Raw genomic sequence first — 22,760 nt, forward strand, 5'->3', positions numbered from 1 at the left:
TCGGAGCGTCACGGGAGCCTCGCGAACCAGCGCAGCGACATCGCTCCGGCCCCCAGGGCCAGGAGGAACCCTGCGGCCGCGAGGTAGGGCGTGATCTCGCGTGGCTCGGTGCGCCACCCGATGGAGGAGCCGATGTCCTCGTAGACCTCGGCGAGCTCGTCGCCGCTCTCCGCGGTGTAGGCCTGACCACCCGTGCCGTCCGCGAGCGCGGCGAGGGCCTCGACGTCCACGGGGACCGGGACCAGTCGGCCCTCGATCTCGACGGTGCCCTCCTGGGTGCCGTAGGCGATGGTCGACACGGGCACGGCCGCCTCGGTGGCGGCGATCGCCGCCTCGTCGGGGCTGCGCCCGGTGGTGTTCGTCCCGTCGGACAGCAGGACGATGCGAGCGGGGACGTCGAGGTTCTCGTCGCCCTCGGCCATGGACGCCACCTGGTCGAGCGAGGTGATGACCGCCTCGCCGATGGCGGTGCTGTTGGCCATGGCCAGCCCTTCCAGCGCGCCCGCGACCGCCTCGTGGTCGGTGGACGGCGTCGCGAGCACCGAGGTCGACCCGGAGAACGTCACGAGCCCGACGTTGAAGGTGTCGGGGAGGTTCTCGATGAACGCGGCCGCGGCCTGCTTGGCGGCCTCCATCCGGTTCGGCTCGACGTCGGTCGCCTGCATCGAGCGCGACACGTCGATGGCGACGATGACCGTGGCCCGCTCGTGCGGGACCCTCAGCTCCACGACCGGACGCGCAGCCGCGAAGGCCATCGCCGCCATGGCCAGGAGGAAGGCCGCGGCCGGTGCGTGCCGTCGCCAGCCGGGCTGCTCCGGCGCAACCTTGTCGAGGAGGGGCAGGGAGGCGAAGCGGACGGCATACCGGCGTCTGCGCCGCTGCATCACGACATAGGTGACGACGAGCGCGACGAGCGGCAGGAGCAGGAGGAGCCACAGGGGCGCGAGGAGCTCCATCAGCGAACCCTTCGGTCGAGCCGGCGCGTGCGGCGCCGGGACAGGATGTAGCGGGCCAGGTCACGGACCCAGTCGGAGTCGGTGCGGACGACGACGTGCCCGGCCCCGGCGGCGCGGACCGCCTCGGCGACCGCGGCACGGTGTCGCGCGGCCAGCTCCGCGTAGCGCGCCCGGACGGTCGGGCTCGTGTGGACCTCGCGGGAGCGCCCGGTCTCCGGATCGCGCAGCACGACGAGCCCGAGGTCCGGGAGCTCGAGCTCACGGGGGTCGAGCACCTCGACGACGATGACGTCGTGCCGGGCGCAGAGCCGGCGCAGGGCCTGCTCCCACCCGAACGGTCGCTCCGCGACACCGTCGGGTTCGACGAAGTCGCTGACGACCACCCGCAGGCCCGGGCGCCGGTGTCGTCGCTCGAGTGCGGTGATCGCCTCTCCGAGCGTCGTCGTGTCGGTCCGGCGGTCGGCACGCGGCGCACCGGTGACCGAGCGCAGGGTCCGGCGGGCACTGACCCGGCCCGGCAGCGGTGCGTCCCACTCGAGTCCCGTCGGGGTCAGGTGGGCCACTCCGACGCGGTTCCCGGGCCCGTCGGTGAGCAGCCCGACCGATCCGGCGACCCAGCCCGCGACGTCGCGCTTCTCGCTCCTCGCCGTGCCGAAGTCCATGCTCGGTGTCTCGTCGACGAGCACCCACGTGTCGAGCTCGTGCTCGGCGAGGGGCCGCCACACATGGGGCTCGCCGGTGCGCGCGGTGACGTTCCAGTCCATCCGGCGCACGTCGTCCTCGCCGGCGCGGTAGCGGACGACCTCCTCGGGCTCCGAGCCGGACCCGAGCCGCGTGCCGGCCCGGTCGCCCTGGAGCAGCCCGTTGAGCCGGCGCCGGACGACAAGGTCGAGGGCCTTGAACGCGCGGTCGCCCGCCCTGCCCAGGTCCCTCGTGGGGTCAGGCATGACCGGTCGCACCCACCGAGGCGTCGTGCTGGCCGGGTGCGACCTCGGGCATCCGCACGGCGCCGAGCACCTCACCGACGATCGCGCGGGGGGCGACCCCGTCGGCCACGGCCTCGAACGACAGCACGACCCGGTGCGACAGGACGTCCGGAGCGATGTCCGCGATGTCCCCGGGCAGGACGTAGTCGCGGCCACGCAACAGGGCCAGGGCGCGACCGGCGGCGACGAGGCCGAGGGTGGCCCGGGGGCTGACGCCGAAGTCGATGATGCCGTCGAGGTGGCCGAGTCCGAAGCGGTGCGGCTCACGCGTCGCGATGACGAGCGCCACGGCGTACTGCGCCACCGCGTGGTGGACGAAGACCCGGTCGGCTGCACGCTGGAGCTCCTCGACCTCGTCGAGCTCGAGGGTGAGGTGGGCCCTCGGCGGGTTGACGCTCATGCGCTGCAGGATCGTCAGCTCCTCGACGTCGCTCGGGTAGCCCACGTCGATCTTGAGCAGGAAGCGGTCCCGCTGTGCCTCGGGGAGCTGGTAGACCCCCTCCGACTCGATCGGGTTCTGGGTCGCGAGGACGAGGAAGGGCGCGGGGAGCTCGAAGGTGCGCCCGCCGATCGTCACCTGCCGCTCGGCCATCGCCTCGAGCAGCGCCGACTGCACCTTCGCCGGGGCGCGGTTGATCTCGTCGGCGAGCACGAGGTTGGCGAAGATCGGTCCGAGCTCCGTGTCGAACGCGTCGCTCGACGGGCGCCAGACCCTCGTGCCGACGATGTCGCCGGGCATGAGGTCGGGCGTGAACTGGAGCCGCTTGAACGTCCCGCCGATCGCCTCGGCGAGGGTCCGGACCGCGAGGGTCTTCGCCACGCCGGGCACACCCTCGAGGAGGACGTGCCCGCGGGCGAGCAGGCCGACGAGCATGCGCTCGACCATGCGGTCCTGGCCGACGACGACCTTCTTCACCTCGAAGAGGGTGCGCTCGAGCGCGGGACCTGCGGCAAGCGGGCGAATCGCGCGGTCGTCGTGGTTCGTCATGGTTCGCTCCTGAGATCGCGGGTGCCCTCGCCCTCCGGGGCGGACCCACGGCAGTGGCGGGCTGGCACCACACCATCAAGGGTGTGCGATAACCGGCCGTGCGAACAGGGGAATTGGCTGAGAGAACGGTGGGTATCAGCCAGCGCGCCCGAAGATGGCGACGCACTCGACGTGGTGGGTCATCGGGAACGCGTCGAACGCCCGCAGCGACGTCAGCGCGTAGCCGCGCTCCTGCAGGTATGCCGTGTCCCGCCCGAGCGCTGCGGGATCGCAGGCGACATAGGCCACCGCGCGGGGGCCGAGCGCCACGACGGCACCGACCACGGCCTTGCCCGCACCGGTGCGCGGCGGGTCGAGGACGACGACGTCGGCGGTGGGCGGCAGCTGGCTGTGCGGCCGTCGAGAGCCTGTGCGGCGACGGCCCTTGCGTGCCCCGGCGACCCGGCCGGTCGACTCCACCCCGAACACGTGGTCGACCCGCCCCTGGACGTAGTGCACCCACGGCGTGCGCTCGACGTTGAGGCGGGCCTGGGCGACGGCGGTCGGGTCCGACTCCACGGCGATGACCTGGCCCGACGGTCCCACGGCCTCGGCGAGCGCGGAGGCGAACACGCCCACGCCCGCATAGAGGTCGAGGCAGCGCTCGCCCTCCTGCGGGTCGAGGCCGTCGACGACCGCGTCGACGAAGGTCGCTGCGGCTCCGGGGTGGACCTGCCAGAAGCCGCGGGAGCTCACGTCGAACGTCCGCGAGAGGCGCTGCGCCGCAACCGTTTCGGTGACCACCGGGGCCTCGTCCTCGTCGGACGGGACCCGGACGACCGCAGCCGCTCCGTCCGCCGGCGCCACGACGTCCACGGCCTTCTCCCCGAGCCAGTGGCCCTGCAGGACGCCGGTGCCCACGACGCGCTCGTCGGCGATGAGGCAGTCGTCGATGGCGATGATGTCGTGGCTGCGATGCCGCCTCATGCCGGCGCGACCGGACGCGTCCACGGCGAACTCGGTCCGGGTGCGCCAGCGCAGGCCGTCCGTGTCGCCCGGCACCGGTTCGACGACGACGTCCCACTCGACCCTGGCCAGCCGGCGGAGCTGCTCCTCGACCACCGAGGCCTTGAGGCGCCGCTGTTCCGCGAGCGACACGTGCTGGAAGTCGCAGCCGCCGCAGAGGCCGGGGCCGGCATACGGGCAGGGAGGTGCGACTCGCTCGGGCGAGGCCTCGAGGACCGAGACGGCGTCGCCGCGCAGGAAGCGGTCCCCGGGACCACCCTCGGTGATCCGGGCGCGCACCCGCTCACCCGGCAGGGCGTGCCGGACGAAGAGCACCCTGCCCTCGTGGCGCGCGACGACGAAGCCGCCGTGCGCGATCGGGCCCGCGTCGACGTCGACCTCGTCACCGACCGTGAGCTCGTCGGCGACCACGGGCTCCGGGGAGTCGCTCATCCCTCGCCGCGCCGCACGTCGCCGACGACGGGACCGTCCAGCCTCTCCTCCATGCCGGCGGAGGAGGCGAGCTGCCACGGCACGCTCGACACCATGACGCCGGGAGTGAAGAGGAGTCGGCCCTTGAGCCGCAGGGCGCTCTGGTTGTGCAGCGCCTGCTCCCACCAGTGACCGAGGACGTACTCGGGGATGTAGACGACGACGATGTCGCGCGGGTTGCCCGAGCGCAGGGACTTGACGTAGTCCACGACGGGCCGCGTGACCTCGCGGTAAGGGCTGTCGAGCGCCTTGAGCGGGAGTGGGAGCTGCCGTCGGTCCCACTCGGCCTGGAGCACCTTGGTCTCCTCCGGGTCGACGTCGACGGTCAGTGCCTCGAGGACCGAGGGCCGGGTGGCGCGGGCGTAGGCGAGGGCCCGCATCGTCGGCTTGTGGATCTTGGACACGAGCACGATGGCGTGCACCCGCGACGGCAGCATCTGCTGGGTGGTGTCGGACTCGTCGACCCGCAGCTCGTCGCGCACGCGGTCGTAGTGGCGCTTGACGCGCATCATGAGGAGGTACAGGACGGCCATGGCCGCGATGGCGTAGCCGGCGCCGTGGAGGAACTTCGTCGCGAGGACGACGAGGAGCACCACCCCCGACATTGCGGCGCCGACCGCGTTGATGATGCGGCTGCGCTGCATGCGTGCACGGGCACGGGGATCGCGCTCGACCGCGAGGTGGCGGTTCCAGTGGCGGATCATGCCCGTCTGGCTCAGCGTGAACGAGACGAAGACACCGACGATGTAGAGCTGGATGAGCTTGGTGACCTGAGCGTCGTAGAGCGCGATGAGGCCGGCAGCGGCGGCGGCGAGGATGAGGATCCCGTTGGAGAACGCGAGCCGGTCGCCACGGGTGTGCAGCTGGCGCGGGAGGAAGCCGTCACGGGCGAGGATGGACCCGAGGACGGGGAAGCCGTTGAAGGCGGTGTTGGCGGCCAGGAAGAGGATGAGGCCGGTGACGATCGACACGAGCACGACTCCGGGGTGGAAGCCGTCGAACACCGCCTTGGCGACCTGGCCCATCACGGTGTCCTGGACGTAGCCCTCCCCCACCGGCACGCCGTCCTGGAGGAGCTGGGTCTCGGGGTCCTCGGCGATCTTGACGTCGGTCCACCGGGCCAGCGCGACCATGGAGGCGAGCATCGTGATCGCGAGTCCGCCCATGAGCAGGAGGGTCGTCGCGGCGTTGCGGCTCTTGGGCTTCTGGAAGGCGGGGACCCCGTTGGAGATCGCCTCGACGCCGGTGAGCGCGGCACAGCCGGACGAGAACGCCCGCAGCAGGAGGAACGCCATCGCCGCCGTCCCCAGCGCACCCATCCCGGGCTCGGGAGCCAGCTCGTATGCCGCACTCTCGGCCTTGGGAAGCGTGCCGGCCGCCTGGCGGAAGAAGCCCACGAGGGCCATGCCGATCACGGTGGCCATGAAGAGGTAGGTCGGGACGGCGAACGCCTTGCCGGACTCCCGCACACCACGAAGATTCATGGCCGTGAGCAGGACGACGAGCGTCACGGCGGCAGCGACCTCGTGACCGCGCAGGAAGGTGAACGCCGACGCGGCGTTCTGGACACCGGCCGAGACCGACACCGCGACGGTGAGGACGTAGTCGACGAGCAGGGCGCTCCCGACGGTCAGTCCCGCCTTGGCGCCGAGGTTGACGCTGGCGACCTCGTAGTCGCCACCACCCGATGGGTAGGCGTGGACGTTCTGCCGGTAGCTCATGACGACCACCGCCATGACGAGGACGACGGCGAGCGCGATCTGCCACGAGTGGGTCGCAGCGAGGGCCCCGCCGGCCAGCCCGAGCGTCAGCAGGATCTCGTCCGGCGCATAGGCCACGGACGAGAGCGCGTCGCTGGCGAAGACGGGGAGGGCGAGGCGTTTGGGGAGGAGGGTCTCACCCAGTCGGTCCGAGCGCATGGCCCGGCCGAGGATGACGCGTTTGACCACGCGGCCAGAGGAACTCACGCCGCCACTCTATGCACCAGCGCGCCCCGTCGCGGTCCCGGTGGGCCGGTGTAGCGTCGGATCCGTGCACTTCGTGATCATGGGCTGCGGCCGCGTCGGTGCCTCACTGGCCAGAGCCCTCGAGAGGGCCGGTCACGAGGTCGCCATCATCGACCAGGACGAGTTGGCCTTCCGCCGGCTCGGAACCTCCTTCGAGGGGCGCCGCGTCGTCGGCGTCGGCTTCGACCGCGACACCCTGCGCGAGGCCGGCATCGCCGACGCCTACGCCTTCGCGGCCGTCTCCAGCGGCGACAACTCCAACATCCTCGCGGCTCGCGTCGCGCGCGAGAAGTTCGGCGTCGAGAACGTCGTCGCCCGCATCTACGACCCCGGTCGCGCCGAGATCTACCAGCGCCTCGGCATCCCCACGGTGGCGACCGTGAAGTGGACCAGCGACCAGGTCCTGCGCCGGCTCCTGCCCCAGGGCCACGTCCCGGAGTACACCGACCCGAGCGGTCGCGTCGTCATCGCCGAGATGCCGGTCAGCGCCGCGTGGGTGGGTCGCCGGATCTCCCAGCTCGAGCACGAGGTGGGCGGACGGGTCGCCTACGTCAGCCGGCTCGGCGAGGGCATGATCCCATTGGCCGACACGGTCTACCAGGACGGCGACCTCGTCCACTTCTCGCTCGACCGCGACCGCCTCGCCGAGGCCGAGCGCATCCTCGACGCCGCTCCCCCGGCGCACTGACCTCACGACTCAAGGACAAGCACATGCGCGTCGTCATCGCCGGGGCCGGGAGCGTGGGCCGCTCCATCGCCCGCGAGCTCATCCGCAACGGCCACCAGCTCCTCCTCATCGACCGCGAGGCCGACGGTGAGCGGGTCGCCAAGGTCCCGGACGCCGCGTGGCTCCAGGCCGACGCCTGTGAGCTCTCGGCGCTCAACGAGGCCGGTGTGGCCGACTGCGACGTCGTCGTTGCCGCCACGGGCGACGACAAGGCCAACCTCGTCGTCTCGCTGCTCGCCAAGACCGAGTTCGGTGTGCCCCGCACGGTCGCCCGCGTCAACAACCCCAAGAACGAGTGGATGTTCGACGAGGCCTGGGGCGTCGACGTGGCCGTGTCGACCCCGCGTCTCATGACGGCCCTCGTCGAGGAGGCCGTCTCGGTCGGCGACCTCGTGCGGATCTTCGAGTTCCAGCAGGGTCACGCCGCCATGGTCGAGATGACCCTTCCCGCCGGGAGCCCGTATGCCGGCACGCGGGTCGGTGACATCGCCTTCCCGCCCGACACGGTCCTCACCGGCATCATCCGCGGCGGGCACCCGATCGCGCCGAGCCGCGACGACGCGCTCGAGCCCCTGGACGAGCTGCTCTTCATCACGACCACGGAGGGCGAGTCCGACCTCGAGTCGATGCTCAGCCCCGGGACGCGCCAGAAGCGCGAGATCGACGACTGACCCCACCGCTCACCGGCGCTCCGCCGATGGACCTGCCTGCGACGCGGTGGTCAGTCCTGCTCGGAGGAACGCACCGTCTCGGGCTCGGGCTCCTGAGGAGTCGACCCTCGCACGAGCAGCCAGCCCATGACGGCCACGCCGCCGATCCACAACGGCCAGCCGAGGACGATCTTGGCGACGCCGAGCGCCTCGACCTGGGCCACGAGGTAGAGCGGGACCTGGATCGAGAGGCGCACGGCATACAGGGCGACGAGGACCCACGAGAGGCGCGAGCAGACCCGGACCATCCCGGCGTCGCGACGCCAGCCGAACGGGTCCTCCGCGGCCCGCGGGTCACCGGCCCCGACGAGGAAGCCGACGACCGGCCACCGCACGAGGATCGAGATGAGCGTGCCGACGAGGTAGCCGCCGGAGAGCAGCATCCCCGGCAGGAAGGCGTCCTCGGCCCGGCCGCTGCGCATGGCGAAGAAGGCCGCCAGCGCGGTCGCGAAGACGGCGCCGAGCACGTGTTGGAGGCTCGAGCGCTGGACGAGGCGGGCGACGGCGAGCACGACGGCCACACCGACGGCGCACCACACGGCCAGCCGCAGGTCCTGTCGCCAGCTCCACACACCGATGAAGGCCACCGTTGGGAGCGCGGTCTCGATCGAGCCACGCCAGCCGCCCAGGGCACTCGAGAGGCGGTGCCGGATGAGCTCCTCGACGGTCTCGGCGCTCGCGCGCTCGGTCGGCGCCACCTCGGGGGTCACGTCGCGGCTCACTTGGTCGGGACGATCTGGTAGGTCGGGTTGAAGATGGTCGGCTGACCCTTGACCTTGGCGATCCGGCCCTCGGCCGTGAGGAAGACGCCGGGGTCGATGCCGGCGATCCGGCGACGGCCCACCCAGACGAGGTTGACCGACCGCTCACCGTCGAACAGCTCGGCGACGAGGACCGGCACGCTCTGCTTGGGCGGGATCGTGATGCAGCGGATGCAGCCGGCGACCGTGGCCGGTCGCCTCTCGACGAGCTCACCGGCGCAGGCCACGGCGGCACCGGGGTCGGCGAGCGTGCGCTCGCGGATCTCGGCCGCCTCGAGCTGCGACTCGGTCCGCGTGAGGTCGCGGATGCGCTCCTTGAGGCCCATCACCTCACCTCGGTGATCTCGGGTCCGCGTTCGAAGGGGTTGAGGTCGTCGGTCGACGTCGGCCCGGCCTGCTCCTCACCGGGGACGTCGGGCATGGGTGCGGCCTCTTCCTGCGGAAGCCGCAGCGGGAGGAGCTCGCGCGGCGCCATCGGGTCGCTGCCGCGGACCACGACGGTCTCGCGGAACACGTCGAGCAGCGGCGCCGCGGCGTCGTCGTCGATCGCACCGCGGCCGGAGATGACACCGCGAAGGAACCAGCGGGGTCCGTCGACACCGAGGAAGCGAGCCGGCGCGAACACCGTGCGGCCGTCAGGGCCCGCACTGGGCATCCGGGTGCGCAGCTCGGTGCCGAGCGGTCCGTCGTCGAGGTCGGCCGTGCCGCCCTGGGTCTCGATGGCCGTGGCGATCTCGGAGCGGATGTCGGCCCAGACACCGCCGGAGCGGGGCGCCGCGAACGCCTGCATCTGCAGGGCGGACTCGCCGATGACGGCCGTGGCGGCGACGACGTGCTGCTGCTCCTGGTCGATCTCGAGGCGCAGCTCCATGCCCTCGGAGCCGCGGATGCGCAGGGCCCCGAGGTCGAGCCGGCCGTCGTCGTCCGCGACCTCGGTCGCGTCGAAGGGGCCGGTGCTGCGGTCGACGGGCGCGTCCGAGGTCACCTCGGCCGCGTCGCCGTCGGTGGCGGCGTCCTCGGTGGCGTCGGCGGTCGCGAGATCGGTCTCGGTCCCGGCGTCGGCTGCGGTCTCCGCATCGGCCTTGCGCCGGCGAAAGATGCTCACTGCGTGGTCACTTCCTCAAAGGTCTGTGGGGGTGTCGTGCCGAATCCCCCTGTGGATCCGTGTCCAGTGTCCCCCCGGACGCTGCCCGGGAGCGAGTCGGCCTCGGAGAACTCGGCGTGGACGTACTCCTGGACGACGAGCTGGGCGATGCGGTCGCCCACCTCGACGGTGAAGGGCTCGCGCGGGTCGAGGTTGACGAGGTTGACGAGGATCTCGCCGCGGTAGCCCGAGTCGATGGTGCCCGGGGCGTTGACCACGGTGATCCCGTGCCGGGCGGCGAGCCCGGACCGCGGGTGGACCAAGCCGACCGTCCCGGGCGGGAGTGCGACGGCGAGCCCGGTCCGGACCAGGGTCCGCTCGCCGGGGGCGAGCGTCGTCGACTCCACGGCGGTGAGGTCGGCGCCCGCGTCACCCTCGGACGCGTATGCCGGGACACGGGCTTCCGGGGACAGCCGCCGGAAGGCGACCCGAACGCGAGAAGGGCCAGTCACGAGGACTGACCCTATCTCGCCGCGCGGTTCTGGCGAACCGCCGTCGGCACCGCTCAGGCGGCGCACTCGCTGCAGATCATCTGACCGTTCTTCTCGGACGCCAGCTGGCTGCGGTGGTGCACGAGGAAGCACCGCGAGCACGTGAACTCGTCGGCCTGGCGCGGGATGACCCGCACCGACATCTCCTCACCCGACAGGTCGGCCCCGGGGAGCTCGAACCCCTCGGCCTGCTCGGTCTCGTCGACGTCGACGCTCGAGGATCGCTTGTCGTTCCGACGAGTCTTGAGCTCCTCGATGGAGTCCTCGGACATCTCGTCGTCGGTCTTGCGTGGCGCGTCGTAGTCAGTCGCCATTGCGCTCCCTTCCAAAAGTCCTTGGTCAGTTCCGGAGGCAGTTCCGGGACACTGACGGCCCTGCTTCGCCCAGTCAACGCATGGACTGTCGATTTTGTGCCCGTGCGAGCGGCGATTGTGCACCATCGGCGCGATCGGCGCCACAGCGGCCCGAGACTAGTCGCCCAAGTGCCTGCGGGTACCCGCTTCGACGAGATTGGCGAAGGCCTCGGTGAGCCCCGGCGCACAGGCCCAGGTGAGGGCGTCGCCCGGACCGTCGAACCCGCCGACGGCAGCACCGGCCTCCACGGCGACGATCCACCCCGCCGCGAGGTCCCAGGGGTTGAGGCCGGTCTCGTAGTAGGCGTCCACACGGCCGGCGGCCACGGAGCAGAGATCGAGGGCGGCACTCCCGGCGCGCCGGATGTCACGGATCTGCGGGAGGAGCTCGAGGACGAGGCGACCCTGACGCTCACGGCGCTCCGCGGCATACCCGAATCCCGTGGCGACGAGTGCCTGCGGGAGCGAGTCGCACGCCGTCGGGACCAACGGGGTCTGGGTCTCCCCCACCACGAGCTGCGCGCCGGCACCGGCCCGCGCGCGGAAGAGCTCGTCGGTGACCGGGTTGTAGACCGCCCCGGCGAAGGGCCGCCAGGCCCCGGGCACGGTCGGGTCGCCGACCACGGCCGCGACGGAGACGGCATACGCGGGGATCCCGTAGAGGTAGTTGACGGTCCCGTCGATGGGGTCGATCACCCACGTGATGCCCGACGTGCCGGTGGCGCCCCCGTCCTCCTCGCCCAACACGGCGTCGTCCGGGCGCGCCTCGCGCAGGCGGGCCAGGAGATGGTCCTGGGACGCCTGGTCCATCGCGGTGACGACGTCGGTCGCGGTCGACTTCGTGGAGGCCACCTCGACGGCGTCGGGACGCTCGTCGACGACGAGACGACCGGCCGAGCGGGCCACGTCGGCCGCGAGGGCCTCGAGCGCCGCGGCGAGGGTGTCGTCGGGCAGCGCGGGCTCCATGTCAGTCCCTGCCGCAGAGTGCGGGCCTGGCAGCGCGCAGGTTGGGGCAACAGCCGCTGGCGCAGATGGACGGCCTCAGGTCGCCTGCGTCCGCTTGGGCGGGCACGACGAGCTCGTCACGGGCCTCTGCAGCCCGCTCGTGGAGGAGGTCGACGAGCGCCTCGACGAAGAGGGGGTGTGTGCCGGCCGTGGGGACGCGGGCGAAGTTGACCCCGACGCGCTCGGCCGTCTCGCGGGCCTCGCGGTCGAGATCGTTGACGACCTCCATGTGGTCCGAGACGAAGCCGATCGGGGCGAGCACGACGGTCTGCACACCCTCTCCGGCAAGCTCCTCGATCCGGTCGTTGACGTCGGGTTCGAGCCAGGGCGTGCGCGGGCTGCCGGAGCGTGAGCAGAAGACGAGCTCGTGCTCGAGGGTGACTCCGGTGCGCTCGGCCAGCCCCTGGGCGACGAGGTGGCCGGTGCGCAGGTGCTGCTCGACGTAGAGGTTGCCGTCACCGTCCCCCGGACCGGACGTGTCGTCCATCGCGTTGGGGACGGAGTGCGTGACGAAGAGCAGTCGCGTCGTCGCGGGATCGAGGTCGGGGATCGCCTGGACCGTCTCGACGAGGTGCTCGGTGTTGACGGCGACGAACCCCGGGTGGAGGGCGTAGGGACGGATCTTGTCGATGACGAGGTCGGCCGCGGCCACGCCCAGCTCCTCGCTGGCGGCGGCGACGTCCTCGCGGTACTGGCGGCAGCCGGAGTACGACGAGTAGGCCGACGTCACGACGACGCAGAGGCGGAGCAGGCCCTCGGCGCGTGCCGCACGCAGGGTGTCGGCGACGAAGGGCTCGCTGTTGCGGTTGCCCCACAGGACCGGCACACCCGAGCCGCGGGCCACGATCTCGGCCTCCAGCGCGGCGAGCAGGGCGCGGTTCTGGTCGTTGATCGGGCTGCCACCGCCGAAGTGGTGGTAGTGCGAGGCGACCTCCTGGAGCCGCTCCTCCGGGATGTCGCGACCGGCGGTCACCCGCCTCAGGAAGGGCATGACCTCGTCGGGCGCCTCCGGGCCGCCGAAGGAGAGCAGCAGGACTGCGTCGTAGGGGGCGAGGGCGTCGTCGTCGGACGGGATCGGCATACCCACAACCTAACGAGCCACGGAACCGTCATCACGACCGGCGTGGGCTGCTTTGTGACTCGCGCTCGAAGTGGCACAGTCGAGGGTGACCTGACCACGGCCCGGGAGATCACTGATGAAGGACCTTCGTCTCATCGGCGTCCACGAGGACGGCGAGCACGTCCTCCTCTCCGACGTCGAGGGCCAGCGCTACAAGGCGCCCCTTGACGAGGCCATGCGCGCCGCGGCCCGCCGCGACCGCCCCCGCCTCGGTCAGCTGCAGATCGAGATCGACGGCGGCCTGCGTCCGCGCGACGTCCAGTCCCTCATCCGCTCCGGGATGTCGACCGAGGACGTCGCCGACCGGGCCGGGTGGACGATCGAGAAGGTGCGGCGGTTCGAGGGACCCGTTCTGGCCGAGCGCGAGTACATCGCGAACCAGGCCCGGGCCTGCGTCATCGGGACGATGAAGGTGACCTCGGGTCCGAGCGCCGGGTCGCTCACCGAGCAGACGCTCGGCTCCCGGGCCGACGAGCGCTTCAAGGAGCGTGGGGTCCCGGGCGAGCACGTCCAGTGGGACTCCGCCCGACTCGACGACGGTCGCTGGACGGTCACCGCGACGTTCCCCGCCGGTGGCCGTGAGCGCTCGGGCGCCTGGACCTTCGACCCGCGACTGCGGTCGCTGCTCGCCACCAACGACGAGGCCCGCTGGCTCAGCGAGGAGTCCCGCGGCGACTCCGCGATCCCCACCCCGCACGTCGCGACGACGGCCAACCCGTCGAGCGCGGTCTTCGACGTCGAGGCCGAGGGTGGCGTCGAGGAGCCGGCTCCTGCGCGCCGCTCGTCCTCGCGCGAGCCGATCGACCTCATGGCGGCGATGCGCGAGCAGTCCCACCGCTCACGCCGTGGTCGTGGCCGCGGCCGCCCCGCCCCCACCCACACCCCCGGCGACGACGCGCCCCGCGACGACGCCCTGCCGCTGGAGGAGCTCGCCCTCGACCCGGCCGACGCGTCGGAGCCCCCGGCCTCTCGCGGTGAGCATCCGGTGGCGGCCCATCTCGACGAGCGTGCCGACGAGGCGTCCGACGACCGCGACGACGACGCCGAGGCCGTCATCCACGATGACGTCGAGCCCACCCCGGGCATCACGACCGCCGGGGCCAAGTCACCGGCAGCCAAGCGCGAGCCCGACGTGCCCGCGGCGCGCAAGGGCTCCGGGCGCAAGTCCGGTCGCAAGAGCGTCCCCAGCTGGGACGACATCATGTTCGGCGGCGGACGCGGCGGCAGCAGCGCCTGAGGGAAGCCCCCCTGCCGCACCTGCCGAGCGCACCTCACCTCGACCTCGGGTTTCGCACACGACCCGCCCGTATGCCGTCCCCCCGCCTGGAGCGAGCACGTCCTGGTTTCGCCGCCTTCGCACCGGGCCGCCGTATGCCGTCCGCTCACGTAGAGCGAGCAGGTCTTGGTTCTCCACCTTCGCACCGGCCCGCACGTATGCCGTCCGCCCACGGGAGCGAGCAGGTCCTGGTTCGCCGCTGGCTGGGCCTGGCGGGAGCGCGGAGGGCGCCCAGCGCCCGCAGCGCGGATGGGACTGCGGCGAACCAGGACCTGAGCGCGACCCGGATCTCAGCGCGACCCGAACCTCAGCGCGACCCGGAACTGAGCGCGACCATGAACGACGCGGCCTCTGGACGGTGAAGAGTCACCCGCGCGGAGGCACCGCGCACACGTCGAGGTCGAACGGCAGGACGTCCGGGGTCGCGGAGGCGAGCCGGGCGGCGTGGCTGTTCATCCGCCGCATGTAGTGCCGCCGGCAGAGCACCTCGTACTCGACGAGGGTGTCGCTCGCGGACGCCGTGTCGCCGACGACGACCTGCTCGCCCTCGACGACCATGACCCCGTCGATGATGCGCGCGTTGTGCGTCGCTCGTGCCCCGCACCAGCACAGTGCGGCGACCTGGAGCACCTGCACGCGGTCGGCGAGCTCGAACAGCCTCTTCGACCCCGGGAAGAGCTCGGTGCGGAAGTCCGCAGTGATGCCGAAGCAGTTGACGTCGATGCCGAGCTCGTCGACGATCCGCGCGAGCTGCTCGATCTGGGCCGCGGTGTAGAACTGCGCCTCGTCACAGATGACGTAGTCCGCCCGCTGGCCGTGGGTGAGGTGCTCGACGACCACGTCCCAGAAGTCCAGGTCGTCGCCCACCTCGTGGGCGTGCGTCGACAGGCCGAGACGCGAGGAGAGCACCGAGTCACCCATGCGGTCGAGCTTGGTGAAGATGAGCCCGACCCGGGCCCGCGCCCTCTGGTTGTGGTCCATCTGGAGGGCAAGGGTCGACTTGCCGCAGTCCATCGTCCCGGAGAAGAACACGAGCTCAGCCACGAGGCGACACCCTATGACGACCGCGCCGCGACGTGGAACATCGGCACGGGGACCTCGTCGTCCGTGAGCGACCCGTGCAGCCCGATGAGAGCCAGCAGCTCCGGACGGTGGTGCCGCGAGTCGACGACCGCGTGGGCCTCACGCATCGCGACGACGACGTCACCGATGCGGGCCAGGTGCTCATCGTGAACTGCACCGAAGAGCCCTTCCGCGACGGCCTCCTCGCGGGAGAGCACCCACGCGAACCCGCCCACCCGTGCTCGCCACGTCGTGAGGACGTCGTCGACGGCGCCGGGCTCGCAGTAGAGCTGAGGAGCCCGTGGCTCACCCCCGGAGTGCCGCACACCGGCTGCGAGCTCGGCGTCGTGGGCGAGGTCGATGCGGTTGGCCATCGGCACGTCGACCATGCCGTGGTCGGCCGTGATGGTGAGCGAGCAGTCCGCGGGCAGGCCGTCGGCGAGCCGGGCGAGTGCCCGGTCGATCGTCTCGAGCTCGTCACCCCACTGCCAGGACTCGCACCCGTGGACGTGGCCGACCTTGTCGAGCTCGCCCCAGTAGAGGTAGGTGAGCGTCCGCTGGCGCGAGCGCGCGTGCGTGAGCGTGGCGTCGACCCGGGCGTCGAGCGACTGGGCGGACACGAACCGCCCTCCCCTCAGCGCGGCTCGGGTGAGACCGGACCCGTCGAAGAACCCGGGCCCGACCCGGGCGACGTCGACACCGGCGGCGGCGGCCTTCTCGAACCACGTCGCGCGCGGCTGCCACCGCTCGGGCACCGGGCCGTCCTCCCAGGAGAGCTCGTTGAGCAGCCGGTCCTCGCCCGGGACGAGCACCTCGAAGCCGACGAGCCCGTGCGAGCCCGGTGCCAGCCCCGTCCCGAACGACCCCATCGACACCGGGGTCGTCGAGGGGAAGCCCGACGCGATGCGCCGGCCCTGCCCGAAGTGCGAGCGCAGCCACGGGGCGTGGCCGCCGCGGCGGCGCAGCAGGTCGTAGCCGAGGCCGTCGACGAGGACGACCACCGCGCTGCGCGCCGCAGGCAGAACCCAACGAGCGACGTCCTCCGAGGACTCCCCCGGGACCCTGACGCCGAGCGCCGAGACGACGGACGGCAACACGTCACCGAGACCGCCCTCGCCGTAGGCCGGGGCCGGTGCCAGCGCGGGAGCCTCCGCGCCCGCCGGACGGGACCCCGGCACGCCGGGCGTCACTCGCCGAGCGACGCCGAGAGGGCGTGCGCGAACGCGATGGCCTGCCGCAGTGCCTGGTCACCGTCGGCGGTGGCCGAGACGCGCAGGGCGATGTCGTCGCTCGAGATGGTGCCGTCGTAGCCGTGGTCGGCGTCGCAACCCGGCTCACCGCACGTGGCCGGGAGCAGGTCGACGCGGCTCACGGCCCCCCAGCCGAGGGTCAGGGTCAGTTCTCGGCCCAGCGAGCCGGGCACGTAGTTCTGGGGGTCGGCGACGACGTGCGTGAGCATGACGCCGCGGACGGCGGACAACGGGATGCTCTCGGTCGTCGCGGTCGCGACCTCTCCCTCAGCGGCACCCGCAGGCGCGTCGGCGCCGCCCGAGGCCTCGTCGGCGTGGTCGTCGGCGTGGGCGATGACGAGGCGCGAACCGGTGAGGACGAGGACCGTGACGTGGCGCCGGATGACATCGCGGTCGAACGTGGTCTCGAGGTGCACGAGGTGGGAGCGCACGTCCTCGCCGGCCAGGGCCGCCGAGACGACGTCGACGACGAGCGCGGGGTAGTAGCCGGCCCGCTCGATGGCATCGGTGAGGTCCACCGGCAGAGTCGGGACGTCGAACGAGCGCTTCATGTCGCCCATTCTGCCGCACGCCGGGCAACCGGCCTCCCGCGATCGGCTCAGGTGAGCGAGCGCCGCCCCGGGTCCGCCCGGCGCGCGACGGGCGCGACGGTGAGCTCGGCACCCAGCACCTGCACGCCGCCGGGGTGGGCGTTGACCGGATTGAGCCGGAGCGAGACGACCTCGGGCATGTCGTCGCTGATCACCGACACGCGGGCGATGAGGTCGGCGAGGGCCGCGCGGTGCACCGGCGTCGAGCCGCGGTGGCCGTGCAGAACTGGCGCGGCCTTGACCGACGAGATGAGCTCCGACACGGCGACGTCGGTGAGCGGCGGGATGCGGTGGGCGATGTCGTCGAGCAGCTCGGTGGGCAGGCCGGAGACACCGAAGCTGACGACCGGGCCGAAGAGCGCGTCCTCGTCGGCGGTGACGACGCAGGCGACACCCGGGGTTGCCATCCGCTGGACCTCGAGCTGCCCGGCGGCCAGCGGTGACAGGCGCTCGTGCAGCGACGCCCACGCCTCACGCACGGCGTGCTCGTTCCCGAGGTCGACGCGCACCCCGGTCACACCGCCCTGGTGCCGGAGCATCGGTGCGGTCGACTTCACGACCACGGGGTAGCCGATCTCGTCCGCTGCCGCGACCGCCTCGTCGACCGTGGCCACCCGGCGGGACGGCCACACCTCGATCCCGTAGGCCGCGAGCAGGGCCGCGGTCTCGTCCGGGTCCAGGCGGCGCCCCTCGGGGCTGACCGACAGGACCGTCTGGACGACGTCCTCGGCGACGCGACGGTTGATGCCCGCCGGCGCCACCGGGAGCCCGTGGTCCTTGTTGCGCCACTCGGCGTACTTGGTCGCCTTGGCGAGGGCGTAGGCCGCGTCCTCGGGCATCGCGTAGATCGGGATGGCCTGACCGGTGCCACCCTCGTCCATCGAGGTCGACGAGTCGACGCCGCGCATGCCCAGGAAGGTGGCCACGCAGGTCTTCTCGGACACGCGAGCGGCCATCCGGACGGCCTCGGTGACGTCCTCGTCGTGGGCCACGATCGGCGGGATGAAGCAGGTGAGCACCGCGTCGACGTCCGGGTCGTCGAACGCGAGCGCCAGGGCGTCGCGGAACTGCTCCGCCGTCGCCTCGGAGGGCAGGTTGACGGGGCCGTGGGTGACGGTGAGGCCTCGCCCGGCGACGGCGCCCGCCGACAGCGCGCCGAGTGCTGCCGAGTTGCCGACGATGGCCACCCGCCGTCCCGACGGCAGCGGCTGGTGCACGAGCAGCTGGGCGACGTCGAACATCTGGTGCACGTTGGACACGCGGATCGTCCCGGCCTGGCGCAGCATCGCCGAGAAGACCGCGGGTCGCACCTTGGTCGAGCGGACGCGGTGCCCGGGCGGCACGCCGTAGGACGAGACACCGGACTGGACGACGATGACCGGCTTGATGATGCCGAGGTTGCGGGCGATCCGCGAGAACTTGCGCGGGTTGCCCATCGACTCGAGGTAGAGGCCGACGGCGTGGGTCTCGTCGTCGTCGATCCAGTACTGCATGAGGTCGTTGCCGGACACGTCGACGCGGTTGCCGGCCGATGCGAAGACCGAGATCCCGAGGTTGCGGCGGGCCGCCGACGCCAGCACCGCGATCCCGAGCGCGCCGGACTGCGCGAAGAGGCCGAGGTGCCCGTGCGGGGGCATCGTCGGCGACAGCGACGCGTTGAGCGAGTAGTCCTTGTCGGTGTTGATGAGCCCGAACGAGTTGGGTCCGACGATGCGCATGCCCGATCCGCGCACCCGGCGCACGAGCTCGGCCTGCAGCTCGTCTCCCTCTCCCCCGCCCTCACCGAAGCCGGCGCTGACGACGAGCAGCGACCCGACCCCCGCGGCTGCGCAGTCGTCGACGACCCTGAGGACCTTCTCCGCGGGGACCGCGACGACCGCGAGGTCCACCGGTCCCGGCACGTCGCCGATCGTGTCGTATGCCGTCCGTCCCAGGATCGCCTTCGCCTTGCGGTTGACGGGGTGGACCTCGCCCGTGAAACCCGCGTCGAGAAGGTTCTTGAGGAAGTGGTGTCCCATCGACTTCTCCGAGCGCCCGGCCCCGATGACGGCCACCACCTTGGGCCGCAGGATCCGGCTCACGCTGATCGCCTCGGCGCGGTGCTCGCGCGACATCGCCACGGCCTTGGAGCGGTCGGTCGGCTCGATGTCGAAGTGGAGGGCGACCACGCCGTCCTCGACCTTGCGGGTGACCTCGTAGCCGGCCTCCGAGAAGACCGTGAGCATCTTGCGGTTCTGCGGCAGCACCTCGGCGGTGAAGCGGGTGATCCCGAACTCCTGCGCGATGGCGGCGAGGTGCTCGAGCAGGACCGAGCCCACGCCCCGCCCCTGGTAGTGGTCGCTGACGTTGAACGCGACCTCGGCCGAGCCGGGCTCGATCCGGTCGTAGCGGCCGATGCCGATGATGTCCTCGCGCAGGGTGAGGACGAGGGCGACCCGGTCCTCGTAGTCGACGTGCGTGAACCGGTGGACGTCCTTGTCGGACAGCCGCTTGAGGGGTGCGAAGAACCGGAGGTAGATCGACTCCTCCGACTGGCGCGAGTGGAACTCGTGGATCGCGGCCTCGTCCGTGGGCCGGATCGGCCTGAGGTGGGCGACGCTGCCGTCGCGCAGCACGACGTCGGCCTCCCACTGGACCGGGTAGCCCGGCGGGAGCTCGACGTCCTGGGTCATGCCGCAATCGTGTCACGAGACCATGTGAGGCATGGATCTCATCGACGCGGTGTCGCGACGCCGGATGGTGCGACGTTTCGACCCCCAGCGAGGTGTGTCGCTCGAGACGGTCACGAGTCTCGTCCGGCTCGCCCAGAAGGCGCCGAGCGCCGGGCACACCCAGGGGTGGGACGTCCTCGCGCTCGTCGAGCAGGCTGACCGGGACCGCTTCTGGGAGGTGAGCCGCGAGGAAACCGCGACGGACCCCGATCGGCTCTCTCCATGGCTGCGCGGCGTCTCCGCAGCGCCGGTCCTGCTGCTCATGCTCGCCGACCCCACGGCATACCTCGACCGCTATGCCGAGCCGGACAAGGGCTGGACGGACCGCTCACCGGACCGCTGGCCCATCCCGTACTGGGACACCGACACCGCGATGGCCGCGATGCTCGTGCTCCTCGGGGCCGTGGACGCGGGGCTCGGGGCGCTCTTCTTCGGCGTCTCGGGGCCACGGCACGACGCGGTCAAGGCGGCGTATGCCGTGCCTCGCGACCGCCGCATCGTCGGCGTCGTCGCGCTGGGTCACGAGGCCGAGCGGGTGCGCAGCCCGTCGCTGGACCGCGGCCGACGACCGCTGCGTGACGTGCTGCACCTCGGACGGTTCGGCGCGTCGGGGACGGGGCCGTCGGAGCCGTGAGTGAAGATGGAGCGATCGCTCGCGGCCCCCTCGCGAGGCACCGACGTCACTGAGGACCAGCACCGCCCCATGGCCAAGCGCACCAACCCCCTGCCCGAGGACATCGCCGAGCACATCGTCGACATCGATGTCGGCCTCGAGATGCAGAACGCGTTCCTCGAGTACTCCGTGTCGGTCATCCACTCTCGGGCGCTCCCCGACGTCCGTGACGGGCTCAAGCCGGTCCAGCGCCGGATCCTCTACTCGATGAGCGAGATGGGCCTGCGCCCCGACCGCGGACACGTGAAGTCCTCGCGCGTCGTCGGCGACGTCATGGGCAAGTACCACCCGCACGGTGACACCGCCATCTACGACGCCCTCGTGCGCATGGCGCAGCCGTTCACGATGAGGCTCCCCCTCGTCGACGGCCACGGCAACTTCGGCTCGCTCGACGACGGACCGGCGGCCTCGCGCTACACCGAGGCCCGGCTCGCGCCGGCGGCCCTGACCATGACGGCGAGCCTCGACGAGGACACGGTCGACTTCGTCCCCAACTACGACGACCAGCTGCTCCAGCCCGGCGTGCTGCCCGCTGCGTACCCCAACCTGCTCGTCAACGGCGTGAGCGGCATCGCGGTCGGCTTCGCCACCAACATGCCCCCGCACAACCTCGTCGAGGTCGTCGGCGCCGCCCGCCACCTCATCGCGCACCCCGACTGCAGCCTCGACGACCTCATGAAGTTCGTCCCCGGACCCGACCTGCCCCTGGGCGGCCGGATCGTGGGGCTCGACGGCATCCGCGACGCCTACCTCACCGGCAAGGGCTCCTTCCGGACGCGTGCGACTGCCCGTATCGAGAAGATCACGCCGCGCAGGTCCGGCATCGTCGTCACCGAGCTCCCCTACCTCGTCGGCCCCGAGAAGGTCATCGAGCGGATGAAGACCCTCGTCCAGGGCAAGAAGCTCCAGGGCATCAGCGACGTCAAGGACCTCACCGACCGCAAGCACGGGCTCCGGCTCGTCATCGAGGTCAAGAACGGCTTCAACCCCGAGGCGGTCCTCGAGCAGCTCTACAAGCTCACGCCGATGGAGGACTCCTTCGGCATCAACAGCGTGGCGCTCGTCGACGGCCAGCCGCAGACGCTCGGGCTCAAGGACCTGCTGCGGCACTACGTCGAGTTCCGCATCGACGTCGTCCGGCGGCGCACGGCCCACCGCCTGCGCAAGGCCCAGGACCAGCTGCACCTCGTCGAGGGCCTCCTCATCGCGATCCTCGACATCGACGAGGTCATCCAGCTCATCCGCGGCAGCGAGGACACGGCGACCGCCCGGGCCCGGCTCATGGACGTCTTCGACCTCAGCGAGACGCAGGCCAACCACATCCTCGACCTCCAGCTGCGCCGGCTGACGAAGTTCTCGCGGCTCGAGCTCGAGCAGCGCCGTGACGAGCTCCAGAAGCAGATCGAGGAGCTCGAGGCGATCCTCGGCGACGAGAAGCTCCTGCACCGCACCGTGTCGAGCGAGCTCGCCGAGGTCGCGAAGAAGCACGGCACCCCACGGCGCACGGTCCTGCTCGAGTCGGCCGGCAACCCGGTGAGCACCGCGACCCCGCTCGAGGTGAGCGACGACCCGTGCCACGTGCTGCTGTCCACGACCGGCCTGCTCGCCCGCACCTCCAACGCCGAACCCATCCCGGCCGAGGGGCCGCGCGCCAAGCACGACGCGGTCGTCGCCGCCGTGACCACCACCGCCCGTGGTGAGGTCGGGCTGGTGACGAGCCGCGGCAGGATGATCCGGATCAGCGCCCTCGAGCTGCCGACCCTGCCGCCTCTCGGAGGCGCGCCGTCGCTGTCCGGGGGCGCGCCGCTGGCCGCCTACGTCGACCTGCCGCGCGGCGAGGAGCCGGTGACGATCGTCTCGCTCGACCCCGACGGCCCCGGGCTCGCCCTCGGCACGGCCCAGGGCGTCGTCAAGCGGGTCACCCCCGACCAGCCCAAGACCCACGACTGGGAGGTCATCTCGCTCCGGGACGGCGACAGCGTCGTCGGTGCGGGGCAGGTCGTCAGCGGCGACGAGGACCTCGTGTTCGTCACCTCCGACGCCCAGCTGCTCCGCTTCACGGCCAGCGCGGTCCGTCCCCAGGGCCGCACCGCCGGCGGCATGGCGGGCATCCGCCTCACCCCCCGGCAGCAGGTCGCCTTCTTCGGCGTCGTGGACCCCGGTCGCGAGGCGGTCGTCGTCACCGCCTCCGGGTCGGCCGACGCCCTGCCGGGTACACAGCCGGGCGCGATCAAGGTGACGCCCTACGCCGAGTACCCCGCCAAGGGCCGCGGCACCGGTGGCGTCCGGGCTCACCGCTTCCTCAAGGGCGAGGACACCCTCGTGCTCGCCTGGGTCGGTGCCACACCGGCACGGGCGAGCGGCGCCGGTGGCGTCGCGGTCGAGCTCCCCGAGGCCGTCGGCAGACGCGACGACTCCGGCATCCAGGGCAGCTCGGTGATCACCGGGATCGGCGCCCCTCCGGCGTGAGGTGAG

General features: G+C 72.0%; 21 protein-coding genes. 5 read left to right on the forward strand and 16 right to left on the reverse strand.

Annotated elements, in window-relative coordinates; translation table 11 throughout:
- Positions 1 to 8: 8 nt before the first annotated feature.
- From LL946_RS18035 to LL946_RS18055, 5 genes are all read right to left on the reverse strand, one after another.
- Complete coding sequence (locus LL946_RS18035) at positions 9 to 956, reverse strand: VWA domain-containing protein (RefSeq protein WP_404383164.1); 948 nt, start codon at positions 954 to 956, stop codon at positions 9 to 11.
- Positions 956 to 1,903, reverse strand: a complete 948-nt coding sequence (locus tag LL946_RS18040; protein ID WP_404383166.1) for a DUF58 domain-containing protein — start codon at positions 1,901 to 1,903, stop codon at positions 956 to 958. Before LL946_RS18040 ends, LL946_RS18035 begins: the two co-directional genes overlap by 1 nt.
- Entirely contained in the window at positions 1,896 to 2,930 is a 1,035-nt protein-coding gene (locus LL946_RS18045; RefSeq protein WP_404383168.1) for an AAA family ATPase, read from the reverse strand. Before LL946_RS18045 ends, LL946_RS18040 begins: the two co-directional genes overlap by 8 nt.
- Before the next feature lie 135 nt (positions 2,931 to 3,065).
- The gene (locus tag LL946_RS18050) at positions 3,066 to 4,367 is read right to left on the reverse strand and encodes a class I SAM-dependent RNA methyltransferase (protein WP_404383170.1); all 1,302 of its coding nucleotides are present in this window, start codon (positions 4,365 to 4,367) and stop codon (positions 3,066 to 3,068) included.
- The gene (locus LL946_RS18055; protein ID WP_404383172.1) at positions 4,364 to 6,373 is read right to left on the reverse strand and encodes an APC family permease; all 2,010 of its coding nucleotides are present in this window, start codon (positions 6,371 to 6,373) and stop codon (positions 4,364 to 4,366) included. Before LL946_RS18055 ends, LL946_RS18050 begins: the two co-directional genes overlap by 4 nt.
- A 64-nt stretch (positions 6,374 to 6,437) precedes the next feature.
- On the opposite strand from LL946_RS18055, the gene LL946_RS18060 reads away from it, so the two are divergent.
- On the forward strand, positions 6,438 to 7,100 hold the full coding sequence (locus LL946_RS18060) for a potassium channel family protein (protein WP_404383174.1): 663 nt from the start codon (positions 6,438 to 6,440) through the stop codon (positions 7,098 to 7,100).
- 23 nt (positions 7,101 to 7,123) lie between these two features.
- Entirely contained in the window at positions 7,124 to 7,810 is a 687-nt protein-coding gene (locus LL946_RS18065; RefSeq protein WP_404383176.1) for a potassium channel family protein, read from the forward strand.
- Between the two features lie 50 nt (positions 7,811 to 7,860).
- Here LL946_RS18065 and LL946_RS18070 read toward each other — a convergent pair whose 3' ends face one another.
- The 7 genes from LL946_RS18070 to LL946_RS18100 form a co-directional block, all read right to left on the reverse strand.
- The gene (locus tag LL946_RS18070) at positions 7,861 to 8,571 is read right to left on the reverse strand and encodes a DUF3159 domain-containing protein (RefSeq protein WP_404383178.1); all 711 of its coding nucleotides are present in this window, start codon (positions 8,569 to 8,571) and stop codon (positions 7,861 to 7,863) included.
- The gene (locus LL946_RS18075; protein ID WP_404383180.1) at positions 8,568 to 8,936 is read right to left on the reverse strand and encodes an OB-fold nucleic acid binding domain-containing protein; all 369 of its coding nucleotides are present in this window, start codon (positions 8,934 to 8,936) and stop codon (positions 8,568 to 8,570) included. Before LL946_RS18075 ends, LL946_RS18070 begins: the two co-directional genes overlap by 4 nt.
- Positions 8,936 to 9,715 carry a DUF3710 domain-containing protein gene (locus LL946_RS18080; RefSeq protein ID WP_404383182.1) on the reverse strand — a complete coding sequence of 260 codons (780 nt, stop codon included), beginning with the start codon at positions 9,713 to 9,715 and terminating at the stop codon, positions 8,936 to 8,938. Before LL946_RS18080 ends, LL946_RS18075 begins: the two co-directional genes overlap by 1 nt.
- Positions 9,712 to 10,206 carry a dUTP diphosphatase gene (gene dut, locus LL946_RS18085; RefSeq protein ID WP_404383184.1) on the reverse strand — a complete coding sequence of 165 codons (495 nt, stop codon included), beginning with the start codon at positions 10,204 to 10,206 and terminating at the stop codon, positions 9,712 to 9,714. Before dut ends, LL946_RS18080 begins: the two co-directional genes overlap by 4 nt.
- A 53-nt stretch (positions 10,207 to 10,259) precedes the next feature.
- On the reverse strand, positions 10,260 to 10,559 hold the full coding sequence (locus tag LL946_RS18090; RefSeq protein WP_404383186.1) for a DUF4193 domain-containing protein: 300 nt from the start codon (positions 10,557 to 10,559) through the stop codon (positions 10,260 to 10,262).
- Positions 10,560 to 10,715: 156 nt separating this feature from the next.
- Positions 10,716 to 11,564, reverse strand: coding sequence for an inositol monophosphatase family protein (locus LL946_RS18095; protein ID WP_404383188.1), 849 nt, complete (start codon positions 11,562 to 11,564; stop codon positions 10,716 to 10,718).
- Position 11,565: 1 nt separating this feature from the next.
- Positions 11,566 to 12,684 carry a ferrochelatase gene (locus LL946_RS18100; RefSeq protein ID WP_404383190.1) on the reverse strand — a complete coding sequence of 373 codons (1,119 nt, stop codon included), beginning with the start codon at positions 12,682 to 12,684 and terminating at the stop codon, positions 11,566 to 11,568.
- 115 nt (positions 12,685 to 12,799) lie between these two features.
- On the opposite strand from LL946_RS18100, the gene sepH reads away from it, so the two are divergent.
- Positions 12,800 to 13,960, forward strand: coding sequence for a septation protein SepH (sepH, locus tag LL946_RS18105; protein ID WP_404383192.1), 1,161 nt, complete (start codon positions 12,800 to 12,802; stop codon positions 13,958 to 13,960).
- A gap of 405 nt (positions 13,961 to 14,365) precedes the next feature.
- Here the strand turns inward: sepH and LL946_RS18110 are convergent, their stop codons facing one another.
- Genes LL946_RS18110 through LL946_RS18125 form a run of 4 tightly spaced genes read right to left on the reverse strand, consistent with a single transcriptional unit; the run spans position 14,366 to position 19,573 of the window.
- A complete protein-coding gene (locus LL946_RS18110; protein WP_404383194.1) occupies positions 14,366 to 15,043 on the reverse strand; it encodes a thymidine kinase in 678 nt (225 codons plus the stop codon).
- An 11-nt stretch (positions 15,044 to 15,054) separates the two neighbouring features.
- Positions 15,055 to 16,251 (reverse strand): alkaline phosphatase family protein, encoded by a 1,197-nt coding sequence (locus tag LL946_RS18115; RefSeq protein ID WP_404383196.1) that lies wholly within the window; start codon positions 16,249 to 16,251, stop codon positions 15,055 to 15,057.
- Positions 16,248 to 16,871 (reverse strand): DUF5998 family protein, encoded by a 624-nt coding sequence (locus tag LL946_RS18120; protein ID WP_404383198.1) that lies wholly within the window; start codon positions 16,869 to 16,871, stop codon positions 16,248 to 16,250. The genes LL946_RS18115 and LL946_RS18120 overlap by 4 nt, the downstream gene beginning before the upstream one ends.
- 38 nt (positions 16,872 to 16,909) lie before the next feature.
- Positions 16,910 to 19,573, reverse strand: a complete 2,664-nt coding sequence (locus LL946_RS18125; RefSeq protein ID WP_404383200.1) for a GNAT family N-acetyltransferase — start codon at positions 19,571 to 19,573, stop codon at positions 16,910 to 16,912.
- 31 nt (positions 19,574 to 19,604) lie between these two features.
- Between LL946_RS18125 and LL946_RS18130 the strand changes: the two genes are divergently transcribed.
- The gene (locus LL946_RS18130; RefSeq protein WP_404383202.1) at positions 19,605 to 20,246 is read left to right on the forward strand and encodes a nitroreductase family protein; all 642 of its coding nucleotides are present in this window, start codon (positions 19,605 to 19,607) and stop codon (positions 20,244 to 20,246) included.
- Positions 20,247 to 20,315: 69 nt separating this feature from the next.
- Positions 20,316 to 22,754, forward strand: a complete 2,439-nt coding sequence (locus LL946_RS18135) for a DNA topoisomerase (ATP-hydrolyzing) subunit A (protein ID WP_404386943.1) — start codon at positions 20,316 to 20,318, stop codon at positions 22,752 to 22,754.
- Positions 22,755 to 22,760: the final 6 nt, after the last annotated feature.

The sequence above is a fragment of the Knoellia locipacati genome, assembly GCF_044791685.1.
GTDB classification, from domain to species: Bacteria; Actinomycetota; Actinomycetes; order Actinomycetales; family Dermatophilaceae; genus Knoellia; species Knoellia locipacati_A.

Coding starts and splice junctions, on each gene's coding strand:
- LL946_RS18035 (WP_404383164.1), bottom strand. CDS start 956: ATGGAGCTCCTCGCGCCCCTGTGGCTCCTCCTGCTCCTGCCGCTCGTC.
- LL946_RS18040 (WP_404383166.1), bottom strand. CDS start 1,903: ATGCCTGACCCCACGAGGGACCTGGGCAGGGCGGGCGACCGCGCGTTC.
- LL946_RS18045 (WP_404383168.1), bottom strand. CDS start 2,930: ATGACGAACCACGACGACCGCGCGATTCGCCCGCTTGCCGCAGGTCCC.
- LL946_RS18050 (WP_404383170.1), bottom strand. CDS start 4,367: ATGAGCGACTCCCCGGAGCCCGTGGTCGCCGACGAGCTCACGGTCGGT.
- LL946_RS18065 (WP_404383176.1), top strand. CDS start 7,124: ATGCGCGTCGTCATCGCCGGGGCCGGGAGCGTGGGCCGCTCCATCGCC.
- LL946_RS18075 (WP_404383180.1), bottom strand. CDS start 8,936: ATGGGCCTCAAGGAGCGCATCCGCGACCTCACGCGGACCGAGTCGCAG.
- LL946_RS18090 (WP_404383186.1), bottom strand. CDS start 10,559: ATGGCGACTGACTACGACGCGCCACGCAAGACCGACGACGAGATGTCC.
- LL946_RS18095 (WP_404383188.1), bottom strand. CDS start 11,564: ATGGAGCCCGCGCTGCCCGACGACACCCTCGCCGCGGCGCTCGAGGCC.
- LL946_RS18100 (WP_404383190.1), bottom strand. CDS start 12,684: ATGCCGATCCCGTCCGACGACGACGCCCTCGCCCCCTACGACGCAGTC.
- sepH (WP_404383192.1), top strand. CDS start 12,800: ATGAAGGACCTTCGTCTCATCGGCGTCCACGAGGACGGCGAGCACGTC.
- LL946_RS18120 (WP_404383198.1), bottom strand. CDS start 16,871: ATGGGCGACATGAAGCGCTCGTTCGACGTCCCGACTCTGCCGGTGGAC.
- LL946_RS18125 (WP_404383200.1), bottom strand. CDS start 19,573: ATGACCCAGGACGTCGAGCTCCCGCCGGGCTACCCGGTCCAGTGGGAG.
- LL946_RS18130 (WP_404383202.1), top strand. CDS start 19,605: ATGGATCTCATCGACGCGGTGTCGCGACGCCGGATGGTGCGACGTTTC.
- LL946_RS18135 (WP_404386943.1), top strand. CDS start 20,316: ATGGCCAAGCGCACCAACCCCCTGCCCGAGGACATCGCCGAGCACATC.